Consider the following 15,472-nt stretch of genomic DNA (forward strand, 5'->3'; position numbering starts at 1 on the left):
TCCTCGCCATTTCAGTTGTTTGTCAGTGTTTCCAGCTGCGGGACCGACGAATGTCGTCGCATTCTCTCCGCAGTGGAACATTTGTTCCAGAGCGTCGCCGGCCGTCGCCGGCCGATGTGGACGGGGAACCGCGCTCGTCGGCGGTCTCAGGCGGCGAGCCGATCGTCGTCGATGGCGATGATCCGGCGCGCGGTGGCCACATCGGTGATGAGGCGGTTGGCATATCCGCGTCTGAGCGCCGCGCGCAGGGCGGCGGCCTTATCCGCTCCCCCGGCGATGATGACGCGCTGCTCGAGACGGCGGATCTCCGGCAGGGACAGGCCGACCATGCGATTGTTGAGATCGGGAGCGCAGATCCGGCCCTCGACGTCGATGAACCGCGATCCGAGGTCGCCGACGGCCCGCTCGGAGAGGATCCGGCGCTCGGCGGCGGCGAGCTGGTCATGGCTCAGGCACTGGGACCATGCCTGCGTCCCACCGACGGTGAGGATGCCGATGCGGGCCGAGCGGGCGAGGTCGAGGGCGCGGCGGACGTCGGGGTCGCGGTGGATGGCGTTGCGCTCACGCACGGTGGGCACGATGAGCGGGGCGCCCAGGATGTGGAGGCGGGCGCCGAGGGCCTGGGAGAGACGGTGCACGCCGATGTCCTCGTAGGAGGATTGGTCGGGGCGGATGAGGGCCCGGGCCATCTGGACGAGGTCGAGGTCGTAGTGCGTGACGGTGGGCAGGTGCCGGGCGAGCTCGGCGATCGTGCGCGAGCCGATGGTGGCGATGCGGTCCCCGTCACGCACGAGGTCGGCCAGGAGGGCGGCGCCCTCGCGCCCGAGGGCGTGACGCAGGAGGGCGGGGCCGGGGCCTGCGGGGCTGACGAGGCGCACGTCGAGGAGGCCGAAGCGCTCGATGAGGGTGTCGAGGAGTCGCGGGTCGCGCTCGCGCGGGTCGTAGACCTCGATGCGCACGAAGCCGCGGCGCTCGGCGTGGGCGAGGAGCTTGGAGACGGTGGAGCGGGAGACGTGGAGGCGCTCCGCGACCTCCCGCTGGGCCAGGCCGGAGTAGTAGAGCTTGGCGGCGTCGAGGGATTGGGCATCCTTGGGGGTCAGTCCGGGGTCGTCGTGCTCCATCCCTCTCCCCTTTCCTCCGCGCTGCCTCGGCCCGGGATTGGCGAATGTTATCGCGCCGGGACCAGGGGCGCCTCCATCGGGCGATCCTCTAGGGTTCCCCCATGCGGACCTACCTCGATCATGCGGCGACGGCGCCGATGCGCCCCGAGGTTGCCGAGCAGGTGGCGCGGGATGCGGCTGAGATGGCCGCCGAGGCGGGCGGCCAGGCGGGCGGGGTGCCGGCGAATCCGGCGGCGCTGCATGGCTCGGGCCGCAAGGCGGCGGGGCTTCTGGCAGAGGCGCGGGGCCGGATCGCGACGGCCCTGGGGGTGGACGCGCACGAGGTGATCCTGACCTCCGGCGGGACGGAGTCCGATGGGCTCGTCGTGGCGGGGCGGGCCCTGGCGGTCCCGGGCGGGGTGCTGGCGGTCTCGGCGGTGGAGCACCCGGCGGTGCTGGACTCGGCGAGGACGGCGCAGGCGCGCTTGGGGGCGCGCCTGCGGGTTCTGGGGGTCGACGGCGCGGGGCTGATGCGGCCGGAGACCGTGGCCGCAGTGGTGCGGGAGGCGCAAGAAGCGTGGGAGGCGCGGGAGTCCCGGGCTGACGGGGGGCCTGCGGATGGGGGCCCGGCCCGTCTCGAGGGCGGCGGCGCGCCGGTCCCCGTGGCGCTGGTGAGCGTCATGGCGGCGAACAACGAGACGGGGGCCGTGCAGGATCTGGCGGGGATCGTCGCGGCCGTGCGTGAGGCGAGCGGCGAGCGGCGGCCGGGGCGGCCGGGGCGGCCGGGGTACGTGCCGGTGCACTGCGACGCGGTGGCCGCCGTCGGGCGGGTGCCGCTGGATATCCGTGGCTGGGGTCTGGACGCGGTGAGCATCTCCGGGCACAAGCTGGGCGCGCCGGTGGGCGTGGGGGCGCTGGTGGCGCGGCGCGATCTGGAGCTTGTGGCGCCGATGGGCGGGGGCCGCCAGGAGCGAGGCCTGCGATCGGGCACGCAGGATGTGGTGGGCGCCCGCGCGCTCGCACTGGCCCTTGAGCTGGCGGTGGCCGAGCGGGAGGCGGAGGCGGCGCGCCTGGAGGGGCTGCGGGAGCGTCTGCTGGCGGGGGCGCTGGCGATCCCGGGCGCGCATGCGACCCTGCCGGAGGGAGTGCCGCATCTGCCGGGGACGGCTCATCTGTGGTTCGAGGGGGTGAGCGCGGAGGCGCTGCTCATGGCCCTGGATATGGCGGGGATCGACGCCTCGTCGGGCTCGGCCTGCCATGCGGGGGTGAGCGGCCCGAGCCATGTGCTGCTGGCGATGGGCCTGGGCGAGGAGGCTGCGCGGGGGACGCTGCGCTGCACGATGGGCACGGGCACGTCGCCCGACGACGTCGAGCGCCTCCTGGCGGCCCTGCCCGCCGCGGTGGAGACGGCGCGGCGGGCGCGAGCGGGCAGGGGTTCTTCCACGCGGCGCGGTTCTTCCGGGCGACAACCCTTGTAGCTACACGTGTGGCCATGACGATCGTGTCCCCTCTCGCCCTGCGCGACGCGAAGAACCGCCTTTCGGAGGTGGTCGATCAGGTGGCGCTCACGCATGATCGCGTGACGATCACTCCCCATGGCCGGCCCGCAGCGGTGCTGCTGAGCGTCGATGATCTTGAGGGGCTTCTCGAAACTCTTGAGATCATGTCGGATCCTGCGGCGATGGCCGGGATCCGCGAGGGGCTCCAGGAGCATGCCGAGGGGAGGACCCGCCGCATGTCGAAGGACGAGGCCCTGGCCATGGTCAACATGGTCGAGCACTCGTGACCGTGTACCACGTTGCATGGGAGCCCCGGGCCGTGCGGATGCCTACAGGTGAGCACGGCGTTGACCGACGCGTGGACACTGACGGCCCGGATCGGGTCAGCGCTTGCGGTCAGCGGTTCGCTGATCCTCCGGGCCGTTCCTGCGGCCTGAAGGATGCGGTGGCCTCTCGGCCCGCCCATGACCCTCACCTCCTCCCTGGCCCCCGTTTCTTCTCCGGCAGGACGCTGCGTGTTCCGGAAGAAGATGCCGGAGGAAGCAGGGCGAGCCCATCCGTGAGAGGTGACAGGGACCGCGCCGCAAGACACCCCCGGCGGGCGCAACGGTTCGGTCACGGGGGAACTTCAGGACGTGAGCGCCGCCATTCGTGTCAGCGCTTCGTTCTAGTCTGTTCCCGCCTCCAAGGAAGGAGCCCCCCGTGCCCCTGTCACCTGCCGCCCAGCGCGTGTGGGCAAAGTCCGGCTATGACCCGGAGCGCCGGCGCTGGCTGCCCCTATGGCTCCACCTCCTCGACTCCGCTGCCGTGGCTGAGCACTTGGCTCGCGAGTGGGTAGGGCCCACGATCTCCGATCTTCTGGAGAGGGAGTTCTCGGGCTCAACCTCGGGTCTGGAACCCGCCGAGGAGTTCCGCCTCCTCGTCTCGTGGCTGGCAGGCATTCACGACATCGGCAAGTGCACGCCAGCGTTCTCCGTTCAGGTCCCGGGCCTCGACGACCAGATGAAGGAGGCCGGTCTCACTCACGCGCCGATCGACCCTCTCGAGCGTCGCAAGGTCCCTCATGCCCTGGCGGGCCAGCACATCCTCGAGGGCTGGCTCACCGACGCACGCGGGTGGACTGGCAGGAGCGTCCAGGCGCTGTCCTCGGTCGTGGGCGCGCATCACGGCATCCCGGCGAACACGACCATGCTCAACGATCTACCCGGCCGGGAGCCGCTCCTGGGCGATGAGCGGTGGACCGCCGTGCAGCACGAGCTGCTCGACCTCGTCACGTCCCGTACGGGCGCCGCCCCGTACCTGGAGCACTGGTCCTCGCGTCGATGGTCTCAGCCCTTCCTCGTCGAGCTGTCCGGGCTCGTCATCGTTGCCGACTGGATCGCCTCCTGCGAGGACTACTTCCCCTTGGTCCACCTCGACGAGGACGGCCTGACCTGGTTGGGCCCCGAGGCCCACACACGACGGGCCGCCCAGGGCATCGCCCGCCTGGAGATCCCCGAGCCCTGGCGCCCGCACGACGACGGCCACTCCCCCGACCACCTGCTGACGTCGCGGTTCTCGCTTCCCGAGGGCTCCCGGGCCACAGATGTGCAGGCCAAGGCAGTTGAGGCGGCCCGCACCATGGCCCTGCCCGGCATGCTCGTCATCCAGGAGTCCACCGGAGGCGGGAAGACAGAGGCGGCGCAGCTGGCCGCCGAGGTGCTGGCGGCGAGGACGGGGCGGTCAGGGGTGCTGTTCGCCCTGCCCACCCAGGCGACGACGGACGCGATGTTCGCCCGGGAGCTGGACTGGTTGGAGCGCATCGAGAAGTCATACGCAGCCGATGGCGCGCCGTCCACCTTCGCTGTCGCGCTCCAGCATGGCCGAGCCCGTCTCAACCGTGAGGCAGGCCGCTTGCGCCGGCGGGGCTGGGAGATCCACGACCGGCTTCTGGGCAACTTGGGTGGGGACGACTCTGATGTTCCCGGACCCCGCCCGTCCGACGTCGGCCGCGACGAGGACACGGCGTCAAGGAGGAGCCCGTCGGTCGAGGAACGCCGTCGTGCTGACCTGGCGATCCTGGCGTGGTTCAGCGGGCGGAAGAAGTCCATGCTCTCCGACTTCGTCGTGACGACCGTGGACCACCTGCTCTTCGGCGCCATGCGGGCACCCCATCTTGCGCTGCGGCACCTGGGCCTGTCCCGCAAGGTCGTCATCGTCGACGAGGTGCATTCCTACTCCACGTACATGAACGTCTACCTGAACCGGGCGCTGACCTGGCTCGCCTCCTACGGAGTCCCGGTCATCCTGCTGTCGGCGACGCTGTCGGAGGCGCGCAGCGCCCAGATGGCCGACGCCTACCGTCGCGGCCTGGACCTGATGTCGGGCCGGAAGCCGCCGAAGACCCTGGCCCCCGAGCCCGTGAGCACGCCATTCCCCTGCCTGGTCAGTGTGGACGCCTCGGGCGCCCAAGTGGAGGCGGTCTCCTCCTCGGGGCGCTCCAGCGAGGTCCATCTGCGACGACTGGGGAGGGAAGCGGGTCTGGCGCAGCTGCTGGGCGAGGCGCTGGTCGACGGCGGCTGCGCGCTCGTGGTCCGCAACACCGTGCGCCGCGCCCAGGAGACCTATGAGGAGCTGCGGCAAGTATTCGGTGAGGAGGTGAGCCTCACCCATGCCCGCTTCACCATCGCCGACCGCCAGGCCAAGGACGCCGACCTGCTGCACCGCTTCGGTCCGCCCCGGTCGCAGCCACGGCGTCCGCACCGGGCGATTGTGGTGGCCACGCAGGTGGTGGAGCAGTCCCTGGACGTGGACTTCGACCTGCTCGTCACCGACCTGGCCCCCATCGACCTCATTCTCCAGCGCATGGGCAGGCTCCACCGGCACGACCGGCCGCGTCCCTCGCGCTTGACCGTGCCGACGTGCTACATCGACTACCTGCCAGAGCCTGCGAATCCTAAGCCATGTCTCGAGCACGGAGCGAAGACGATCTACGGCGAGCAGGACATGCTCCTGACCGCTGCGGCCCTCGAGCGGGTCCTAAAGGGCTCGGGCACGGTCCGCACGCCGCAGGATGTCCACCAGCTCATCGAGGCCGTGTACGGGGCCGATGCACAGGTACCTCCCGCCTGGGGCGAGGCCCTTGAACGGGCACGCGCGACAGCCGCTCAGGAGGCCGCGTCCAAGCACGACGCCGCCAACGGCTTCCTGCTGTCCGAGCCCAAACGGGCGGGAGCACGGGCGGACCTCGTCGACTGGCTCCACACGACAGCCAGCGACAGCGAGGAGATGGCGCGTGCCCAGGTACGCGACGGCGAGGACTCTCTGGAGGTCATCCTCATTGAGCGCAGGCTGGTCGGCGGCCAGGAGGAGTTGCGGACACTGCCCCCAGCGTCCGGAGAGCCCGGCAGCATCCTCCCAACGGACCGGGCTCCCGACCGCGACGTCGTACGCACGCTGGTCATGTCCTCGGTCCGGCTTCCTGCCGGGCTGACGAAGGGCCGTCGGATGGACCAGGCCATTGACGAGCTCGAAGAGATCGGAATTCGTGTCGCACACGCCTGGCAGGATGACCGTGACCTGAGGGGGCAGCTGTTCCTGCCCCTGACGGACGGCCGTGCACAGCTGCTCGGCAAAACCCTGGAGTACGACTCGTCCACTGGACTCAAGGAGGTCCGCGAACCATGACAGCCACCTTCAACCTGCTGGACGAGCCCTGGATCAAGGTGACCCGCCTCGATGGCTCCCCCGACGAGGTATCACTCCTCACGATCTTCCATGACTCTGATGACATCGAGGGTATCCATGGGGAGATCGCGACCCAGGATGTGGCGATCCTGCGACTGCTCCTGGCAATCTGCCACCGCACCATGGGAGGCCCCGAGGATCTGGACACCTGGGAGGAGTACTGGGATGAGCCGGCGCGTCTGGGGCGGGACGCCGTCGCCTACCTGGAGCGGTTCCGGGACCGCTTCGACCTGCGTCACCCCGAACGGCCGTTCTTCCAGGTTGCAGGGATCCACGCAGCATCCGGGAAGACCTCGGCGCTCACATCCCTGATCGCGGACGTCCCCAACGGAGAACCCTTCTTCACCACGCGGATGGCCACGGGCCTTGAGCGGATTACCTGGGCGGAGGCGGCACGCTGGCTCATCCACGTTCATGCTTTCGATCCTTCCGGAATCCGATCCGGAGCTGTCGGGGACCCTGCGGTCAAAGGTGGGAAGGGATACCCGATCGGTCCGGGATGGGCCGGGCAGATCGGAACTGTGTTCGTCTCCGGCGACACCTTGGCACGAACTCTACTGCTCAACACGGTCGTGACTGAAGAGGTACCTGATCTTGAGGGCGTCGATCCCGAGCAGGACACAGCCCCCTGGGAGCGGGATCCGGACGGCCCGGCAAGCTCGAGCAGCACGGATCCCACAGGGCCGGTGAGTTGCTACACCTGGCAGACCCGACGCGTCCTTTTTCATGGAGATGAGGACTCCGTCGTCGGGCTATTCCTGGGCAACGGGGACAAGGCCACTCCTCAGAACCGCTACTCGGTTGAGCCGATGACCGCTTGGCGGTACTCCGAGCCTCAGACCAAGAAGCTCGGCGGAACGGTCTTCATGCCGCGCAAGCTGCCGACCGACCGCGCGTTCTGGCGAGGGCTGTCGACCGTGATCGCCCAGCTGAGCCCGTCGGTGGCTGTCAAGGGAGTCGGTGAGATCACTCGGTACAGGGCACCCGCTGTCGTCGTCTTCTACCAGCATCTCATGCGCAGTGGCGTTGTGCCGAGAACCGGCCTCATCCCCCTGCACGCGGTCGGTATGGAGTACGGAGCGCAGGAAGCTGTTATCTCCGAACTCGTCAGCGACACCCTGTCGCTGCCAGCGGGCCTGCTGGATCCCGAGAATATGCGCATGGTCGCCATCGTCCATGACGTCATGGAACAGACCGAGCAGGTGGCCGGTCACGTGCGCAACCTCGCTTCCAACCTGGACCGCGCCCGCGGAGGCAGTCCGGATACTGCGACAGCGGCACGCGAACGTGCCAGTGCCGTGTTCTACCGGGTCATTGACGCGGAGTTCCCCCACTGGCTTGCCTCACTCGACGGTGCTGTCCCGGAGACCGCCCGAGACCAGTGGCGCGAGTGGCTGCGGCGCGAGGCCTGGAGGCAGCAGGAGGTCCTCACGGCTGCGGTCCCGAGCACGGCCTTCGCCGGCCGCGGTGAGGGATCCAGCCGGATGGACGTCAGCCGTGCTCTGTTCTTCTTCAACCGGGCCCTCAGCACATCGCTCCCTCGCCCTGATCATCAGGACTCCCCCGTCGACGACGGAGAAAGGACACCAGCATGACCGCCTCACAGACCACCACTCCCTCAGACACGGCGGGGACGGCGCCTCCGCCCACCCGACCGTTCCGTCGGCTCCGCGTCGCGGGGAGAACCGTCGACACGCGTATCGGAGGGCCGCGCGGGCTTCAGAGTCGGCACCTGCCTCCATGCGATGAGCCGCGCGCCAGAGGCCAGCTCGCCGCACTGCGCAAGGCCGTCAGCCAGGCCCCGGGCGAAAGTCCCGAGATCTGGGACCTCACCGAGGTGAAGGTCCCCGAGCACGCCGGAGACGCCCCTACCCGGGAGGAGCTCGCCGTCCACACGGCGATGACGCTCTACGCGATCCACCAGCAGTCGCGGATCGAACCCATGTACGTACCCGGCCGTGGATTGGGACGCGCCGCACGCACCCTGATCAGGGTCGGGGAGGAGGAGAACCCTTCAGCCCGAGCACGTTTCAACGCCCTGGTCACCTCGACGAGCATCACCGAGCTGCAGCACCATCTCAGGGGCTTCATCTCCCAGCTGCGAGCGAAGAGCATTCCGCTCGACCACGCCATGCTCGCCGACGACCTCGTCACCTTCCAACAACCGGACGGCGCCAAGACCGTCCGCCTGCGCTGGGCCCGCCAGTACGCCTCCCTGCGCGCATCAGAGGATCCCAGCAGGTCCTCAACCCCTTCCACTTCCTCACCCTCGACCCCGTCTACCCCGGAGAACTGACATGAGCACCTTCGTCGACATCCACGTCATCCAGTCCGTCCCGCCGAGCTGCGTCAACCGTGACGACTCCGGCTCGCCGAAGTCCGCCGTCTACGGAGGGGTCAGGCGCCTGCGGGTCTCCAGCCAGTCCTGGAAGCGGGCCACTCGGCTGCACTTCATCGATCATCTTGACGCCTCTGAACTGGGCACGCGTACCAAGCGCGTCGTCAAGGTCCTCGCCGACGCCATCACGTCCCAGGCCCCGGACCTGGAGGACCGGGCCACTGCTCTGGCGGAGGACGTGTTCAAGGCCGCCAAGATCAAGCTCACGGCCCCGCGAGGAAACAAGCAGGGCGCTTCTCAGGAATCCGGTTACCTCCTATTCCTCTCTCGAAGCCAGGTTGATCGGCTTGCCGACCTCGCTATCGCCGCTGAGCGTGACGGTGCCAGTCTGGAGGCCAAGGAGGTCAAGAGGATCTTCAAGGAGGAGCACGCTGTCGACGTCTCGCTCTTCGGCCGTATGGTCGCCGACGATGCCGACCTCAACGTCGACGCCGCCTGCCAGGTGGCCCACGCGATCTCTACCCACGCCGCAGAGAATGAGTACGACTTCTTCACCGCCGTCGACGATGAGAAGAACCGCTCCGAGGAGGAGGACGCGGGCGCCGGCATGATGGGCACTGTCGAGTTCGCGTCGGCCACCATGTACCGCTATGCCACGGTCAACATCGACATGCTTAAGAAGAACCTCGGAGACGGCCAGGCGGCGCTGCGCGCGCTGGAGGCCTTCGTCTCCGGCTTCTGCCTGTCGATGCCCACCGGCAAGCAGAACACCTTCGCCAACCGGACTCTCCCGGAGACGGTCGTGGTCACCGTGCGCGAGGACCAGCCGGTCTCTCTGGTGGGTGCCTTCGAGACTGCCGTTCCCGCGGACGCTTCCGACGGGTATCTCGGTCGCTCTGTTCAGGCCCTGGCCCAGTATGCGAGCAGCATTGAGGACGCGTACGGGATGAGGCCGGCTGCGAGCTTCGTCATGTCCCTCATCGACTCCGACGCCGTGATCTCTCTTGGCGAGCGGGTCGCCTTCGCCGAGCTGCCGGCACGGGTCAGCCAGGTGGTGGCCTCCCGTGTCCTGGACGAGGAGCCGGCCTGATGACCGTCCTCCTCCTGCGACTCGCAGGGCCGATGCAGGCATGGGGGGTGTCCTCACGATTCACGGTCAGGGATACTGAGCCTGCACCGACGAAGAGCGGGGTCATTGGCATGCTGGCCGCCGCTGTCGGACGACGCCGCACTGACCCCATCGAGGACCTGTTGTCGCTCAGCTTCGGCGTCCGCAAGGACCAACCCGGCAGCGTCATCCGGGACTTCCACACCGCCCGCACCCTGGACGGCAAGACCTCCATGCCGTTGTCGAACCGCTACTACATCGCCGACGCCGTCTTCCTGGCCGGCATCGAGGGGGATCGTTCGCTTCTGGAGGGCCTCGACGCGGCGCTCCGACACCCTGTGTTCCCCTTGTACCTGGGGCGCAGGTCCTGCCCACCGACACAGCCGGTATCACTCGGGCTACGCGAAGCACCACTGTTCACGGCGCTTCAGGACGAGTCCTGGCAGGCCTCGGAGTGGTTCCAGAGGCGGAAGCACGGTGCGTTCAGGGCGGAGGTTCTCATCGACCAGGACGCTGTTCCCACGTCGGAGCGCCGTTCCGCCTACGGCAGCCGTGATGTGCCGGCATCCTTCGACCCACGGCGCCGTGACTACGGATTCAGGAACGTCGAGCGCCAGTGGGTGGAGCTCGGCATTGCCTCCCTTGACCCTCACGATCCCATGACCGAGCTGGAGGAGGCACAGCAGTGTTCTTGACGAAGATCGATCTGGATCCGGGGCGGCGACTAGCACGCAAGTACTTGGGCTCGCCGCAGGCGATGCATGCTGTCGTCATGAAGGCCACAACCCCCTTGGGGAGCACTTCCATCGAAACTCGGGGACGTGTTCTCTGGCGGGTGGACCGGGGGGCCTTCGGCACTGCCCTTTATATCGTGTCCCCCACAGAGCCGGCCATGGCTCAGCTCATCACAGAAGCCGCTCCAGCCGGAGCAGACGCTCTCACTCGTGACTACGAGCCTTTCCTCTCCCGCCTGGCGATAGGACAAGTCTGGGCGTTCCGCCTCGCAGCGAATCCGTCACATGCGGCACCGCAAGGGCCTGGACTTCGCGGTAAAGTCTACGGACATGTGACGGTGGAGCAGCAGCGCCAATGGCTCCTCAACAGGGCCGACGTTCATGGCTTCGCCCCTCTTTCCACAAGTGGAGATGACGGGGATGATTCGGTGGTAGTGGTTCATAGAGAGCGCCCTGAGTTCGGGAGGAATGATCCTCACTCGAATCGCCGTGCACGTGTGACGATCAATCGAACTGTCTATGAGGGGCTTCTGAGAGTGACCAACGCCGACAAGTTGCGGACGGTACTGGTGTCTGGGATCGGACGCTCGAAGGCCTATGGCTGCGGGCTCATGACGCTCGCCCGGCCTCACGGGAGCTGATCATGGCAAGGATGCTGCCCGTTCCCGTCACGGCGCTCCCTCGCGTTCAGGACCGGATGTCCTTCCTCTATCTGGAGCACTGCGTGGTCCACCGAGAGGATGGCGCCCTTACAGCCCGCAATGACCAGGGAACCATTCGAGTTCCAGCGGCTTCCCTAGTAGCTGTCCTTCTCGGCCCGGGAACCTCGGTGAGCCATCAGGCGATGAGTCTCTTGGGCGAGTGCGGGACCACCGCCGTATGGGTCGGGGAACGTGGCGTGCGATACTACGCGCACGGACGTTCCCTGGCCACCTCGACGCGGCTGCTCGTTGAGCAGGCAGCACGCGTTTCCTCGCCCCAGAAGCGCTTGAAGGTCGCGAGGCAGATGTACTGCTGGCGTTTCGAGGGCGAGGATGTCAGCGGCCTGACGATGCAGCAGTTGCGTGGACGGGAAGGAGCCCGCGTGCGCGAGGTCTACAGAGAAAACTCCCGCCGCACTGGTGTGCCGTGGACGAGACGGGATTATCGACCTGACGATTTCGAGGCCTCTGATCCGATCAATCAAGCGCTGTCCGCTGCGCATGCCGCCTTGTACGGGGTGGTGCATGCGGTGATCGTGTCGCTCGGCTGCTCGCCCGGGCTTGGATTCGTCCACACCGGCCATGAGCGCTCCTTCGTCTACGACGTCGCCGACCTGTACAAGGCGGAGACGACGATCCCGATCGCTTTCGATGTTGTCGCAGAAGGAATGGAAGACCTCACGGGTACGACCCGGCGAAGAGTACGAGATCGGATCTTCGAGATGAAGGTGATTGAGCGCGCGGTCCGCGATATCCACACGATGTTCGGCACGGAGGAGGCAGAAGACCTGACCATCAACGTGGTCTCCTTGTGGGACTACCAGAGGAAGGCCGTCTCCGGCGGAGCGAACTACGCCGCGATCGAAGCAGAGGAGGCAGGTAGATGGTAGTCCTGGTCCTCACCGCCGCTCCCGCACAATTGCGCGGCTCGCTCACGCGTTGGCTGATGGAGGTCTCTCCCGGAGTGTTCGTCGGGCATCTCGCCGCCCGGGTGCGCGAGCAACTATGGGATCTGGTCAGGGCTTATATCGGGGATGGCCGCGCGCTCCTTATTTGGTCCACGAGGTCGGAGCAACATTTCTCTGTGGCCTCGCTCGGCCACGACCGGGAACCTGTGGACATCGAGGGCTGCCTGGTGATGCGGACTCCGTATCGGGCGATCGAAGGGTCGCAGGCGATCCCCGGGGTTGTGAGGCCGGCGAAGGAGTCCTGGTCCGTCGCCGCTCGTCGACGCCGCTACAGGAACTCGGCGGAACGGGCTCTAGGTAGGGAGTGAAGGCAGAAGGTTTCAGATAGGTTACGATGCTGTTGGGATCCCAAGGATCACCAAGTGTGCACCCCGCGTATGCGGGGATGATCCGGCCCGCGCTATCAGCGCCGAGCTCCGCTCCAAGTGCACCCCGCGTATGCGGGGATGATCCCGGGCCCCGCGACCTCTCAGTCGTGGGGCCCGTGTGCACCCCGCGTATGCGGGGATGATCCGACCCTAGGGGCGGATCTGGCGTGGGTAGAGATGTGCACCCCGCGTATGCGGGGATGATCCCTGTTACCGCGATCGAGGCCGCCCGTCGCTCGGGTGCACCCCGCGTATGCGGGGATGATCCGGTCCTCAAATCGTCGGGAATCAGACAGATACAGTGCACCCCGCGTATGCGGGGATGATCCCGCAATCACATCGCCGGGCTTGGTCATCAGGTAGTGCACCCCGCGTATGCGGGGATGATCCTACGGCTCGATTCTCATCACCCGATGAATAACTGTGCACCCCGCGTATGCGGGGATGATCCCGTCCGCCGAGGCTCCAAGCGCTTCGAGGACAAGTGCACCCCGCGTATGCGGGGATGATCCCTCACACCCCCGTGCCGTAATCCCGGTCACAGCGTGCACCCCGCGTATGCGGGGATGATCCTGAATGTCATTTGCATTACCCATTCGAGTAGGGGTGCACCCCGCGTATGCGGGGATGATCCGGCGACGCGACCATCACGGGGCGCACGCGTCATGTGCACCCCGCGTATGCGGGGATGATCCGGGGGGCGCTGAGACGGACGTCACTCCGGGCCGGTGCACCCCGCGTATGCGGGGATGATCCCATGGGGCGTCACTGCCGCCGTCATCTTGGTTCGTGCACCCCGCGTATGCGGGGATGATCCACCCCCCCGCCTCCCTCGACGCCGGGGCGCTGGAGTGCACCCCGCGTATGCGGGGATGATCCGAATCTTACTGTCCATTGCTCCTCACTCTCCCCGTGCACCCCGCGTATGCGGGGATGATCCCCCGACGAACAACTCAACAGAGAGGAGGCCCATGTGCACCCCGCGTATGCGGGGATGATCCCGACGACTCGGCGCTCCGGGCCGGCCTCGGCATGTGCACCCCGCGTATGCGGGGATGATCCGCACCACCGAACCGAAACTCGCCACCCGCCCCGGTGCACCCCGCGTATGCGGGGATGATCCCATCCCCACCAGCAGAACGGAGCCCCCCTCATGGTGCACCCCGCGTATGCGGGGATGATCCCTGCGGCGCCTCCAATGGGTCGACGACTATCTGGTGCACCCCGCGTATGCGGGGATGATCCTGCGGGCGGCGACCGCATCGAGATCTCCTCGTCGTGCACCCCGCGTATGCGGGGATGATCCCAAGAGCGCCTACCTCGCCGTCGCGCGAGCCAAGTGCACCCCGCGTATGCGGGGATGATCCGGTCCGACCTGCCCGACGATGTTCGGGAGCATCGTGCACCCCGCGTATGCGGGGATGATCCTTGCCGGAAAGGCTGTTCTCATACCGCAGGATAGTGCACCCCGCGTATGCGGGGATGATCCCACCACGCCAGAAAGTCCTCGTGAACATCAAGAGTGCACCCCGCGTATGCGGGGATGATCCGATCGGGCAGACGTCGGAGAAAAGCCTCCGCAAGTGCACCCCGCGTATGCGGGGATGATCCCACGGCGACGATCAACGGCGGGTCCATGCGTGCGTGCACCCCGCGTATGCGGGGATGATCCCATCGTCGTTGGTGAGCCAGCCGCGTGCGCCCAGTGCACCCCGCGTATGCGGGGATGATCCATCGTATGGTGCCAAGAAGTTGGCGATCCGGAAGTGCACCCCGCGTATGCGGGGATGATCCGGTCGACGGGGCCGGGCAGGGGAGAGGTCGAGCGTGCACCCCGCGTATGCGGGGATGATCCGATCGCCCCAAAGAGTAAGGAGAAAGCGCTTGGGTGCACCCCGCGTATGCGGGGATGATCCCCGGGGGGGGATTCTGGGAACGCGGAGAACGAAAGTGCACCCCGCGTATGCGGGGATGATCCCCGCTCCCTCATGCGGACCACCGCCCTGCAGCCGTGCACCCCGCGTATGCGGGGATGATCCCGGCGTGATGTTCGTGATGCGCGATACGGGCGGGTGCACCCCGCGTATGCGGGGATGATCCGGACGCCCGGGGTCTATCAGGCGCCGTAATCGAGTGCACCCCGCGTATGCGGGGATGATCCCATTAGCGGGTATTTTCAGTTGACCCGTATTCGGTGCACCCCGCGTATGCGGGGATGATCCTTCGGGTCGCCTCACGAATTGGAGGTCTCTTGCGTGCACCCCGCGTATGCGGGGATGATCCTGAAACTCGGCAGGCCCGTACCGTTGTATCGCTGTGCACCCCGCGTATGCGGGGATGATCCCAGGCGGTCCACCCGCCCCAGGGCGGCGATCTGGTGCACCCCGCGTATGCGGGGATGATCCCAGCCAGGCGCCTGACCACCCGCCACGTCGTGCGTGCACCCCGCGTATGCGGGGATGATCCCCACTCGGGGTCCCAGACGCCGACCTTCTCAAGGTGCACCCCGCGTATGCGGGGATGATCCCCTGGATATCAAAGTCCGGGGGCACGGCATCACGTGCACCCCGCGTATGCGGGGATGATCCGGAGACACCATGAACCGCGTCATCCGAGAATCCGTGCACCCCGCGTATGCGGGGATGATCCATGGGCGGCACAAAAGACGTGACAATCAACCGCGTGCACCCCGCGTATGCGGGGATGATCCGTCGAAGACCGGGGAGGTTCGCATCAAGGTCACGTGCACCCCGCGTATGCGGGGATGATCCCCGCTCCGCAGTCACTACAACTTGCAGGATGTCGTGCACCCCGCGTATGCGGGGATGATCCCCGCGTATACCGGTAACCGCATATCAACATACAGTGCACCCCGCGTATGCGGGGATGATCCTTCTGTGCGCTGTCATCCCCGCTATCGCAGAAGGTGC

11 protein-coding genes and 1 CRISPR repeat array are annotated in these 15,472 nt (G+C 67.4%); of the genes, 10 read left to right on the top strand and 1 reads right to left on the bottom strand.

Going from position 1 to position 15,472, the window contains the following annotated elements:
- Positions 1-146: 146 nt before the first annotated feature.
- Positions 147-1,121: a sugar-binding transcriptional regulator gene (locus B1H55_RS08380; protein ID WP_077240387.1), complete on the bottom strand. Its 975-nt coding sequence runs from the start codon at positions 1,119-1,121 to the stop codon at positions 147-149.
- Between the two features lie 101 nt (positions 1,122-1,222).
- Here B1H55_RS08380 and B1H55_RS08385 point away from each other — a divergent pair, with 101 nt between their 5' ends.
- From B1H55_RS08385 to cas2e, 10 genes are all read left to right on the top strand, one after another.
- The gene (locus B1H55_RS08385; RefSeq protein WP_077240388.1) at positions 1,223-2,578 is read left to right on the top strand and encodes a cysteine desulfurase family protein; all 1,356 of its coding nucleotides are present in this window, start codon (positions 1,223-1,225) and stop codon (positions 2,576-2,578) included.
- Positions 2,579-2,592: 14 nt separating this feature from the next.
- The gene (locus B1H55_RS08390) at positions 2,593-2,886 is read left to right on the top strand and encodes a type II toxin-antitoxin system Phd/YefM family antitoxin (RefSeq protein WP_197702459.1); all 294 of its coding nucleotides are present in this window, start codon (positions 2,593-2,595) and stop codon (positions 2,884-2,886) included.
- Between the two features lie 415 nt (positions 2,887-3,301).
- Positions 3,302-6,265, top strand: a complete 2,964-nt coding sequence (locus B1H55_RS08395) for a CRISPR-associated helicase/endonuclease Cas3 (protein WP_080461682.1) — start codon at positions 3,302-3,304, stop codon at positions 6,263-6,265.
- Complete coding sequence (gene casA, locus B1H55_RS08400) at positions 6,262-7,920, top strand: type I-E CRISPR-associated protein Cse1/CasA (RefSeq protein WP_077240389.1); 1,659 nt, start codon at positions 6,262-6,264, stop codon at positions 7,918-7,920. Before B1H55_RS08395 ends, casA begins: the two co-directional genes overlap by 4 nt.
- Before the next feature lie 182 nt (positions 7,921-8,102).
- Positions 8,103-8,621, top strand: a complete 519-nt coding sequence (gene casB, locus B1H55_RS08405; RefSeq protein ID WP_420866436.1) for a type I-E CRISPR-associated protein Cse2/CasB — start codon at positions 8,103-8,105, stop codon at positions 8,619-8,621.
- Between the two features lies 1 nt (position 8,622).
- Positions 8,623-9,753, top strand: a complete 1,131-nt coding sequence (gene cas7e, locus B1H55_RS08410; protein WP_077240391.1) for a type I-E CRISPR-associated protein Cas7/Cse4/CasC — start codon at positions 8,623-8,625, stop codon at positions 9,751-9,753.
- On the top strand, positions 9,753-10,466 hold the full coding sequence (cas5e, locus tag B1H55_RS08415) for a type I-E CRISPR-associated protein Cas5/CasD (RefSeq protein ID WP_077240392.1): 714 nt from the start codon (positions 9,753-9,755) through the stop codon (positions 10,464-10,466). The genes cas7e and cas5e overlap by 1 nt, the downstream gene beginning before the upstream one ends.
- The gene (gene cas6e, locus B1H55_RS08420) at positions 10,457-11,146 is read left to right on the top strand and encodes a type I-E CRISPR-associated protein Cas6/Cse3/CasE (RefSeq protein WP_077240393.1); all 690 of its coding nucleotides are present in this window, start codon (positions 10,457-10,459) and stop codon (positions 11,144-11,146) included. The genes cas5e and cas6e overlap by 10 nt, the downstream gene beginning before the upstream one ends.
- A 2-nt stretch (positions 11,147-11,148) precedes the next feature.
- The gene (cas1e, locus tag B1H55_RS08425) at positions 11,149-12,096 is read left to right on the top strand and encodes a type I-E CRISPR-associated endonuclease Cas1e (protein ID WP_077240394.1); all 948 of its coding nucleotides are present in this window, start codon (positions 11,149-11,151) and stop codon (positions 12,094-12,096) included.
- Complete coding sequence (gene cas2e, locus B1H55_RS08430) at positions 12,090-12,482, top strand: type I-E CRISPR-associated endoribonuclease Cas2e (RefSeq protein WP_077240395.1); 393 nt, start codon at positions 12,090-12,092, stop codon at positions 12,480-12,482. Before cas1e ends, cas2e begins: the two co-directional genes overlap by 7 nt.
- Positions 12,483-12,538: 56 nt before the next feature.
- A CRISPR array of direct repeats spans positions 12,539-15,435; the repeat unit is 28 nt; unit sequence GTGCACCCCGCGTATGCGGGGATGATCC.
- Positions 15,436-15,472: the final 37 nt, after the last annotated feature.

The sequence above is a fragment of the Actinomyces denticolens genome (assembly GCF_002072185.1).
Taxonomy (GTDB): Bacteria; Actinomycetota; Actinomycetes; order Actinomycetales; family Actinomycetaceae; genus Actinomyces; species Actinomyces denticolens.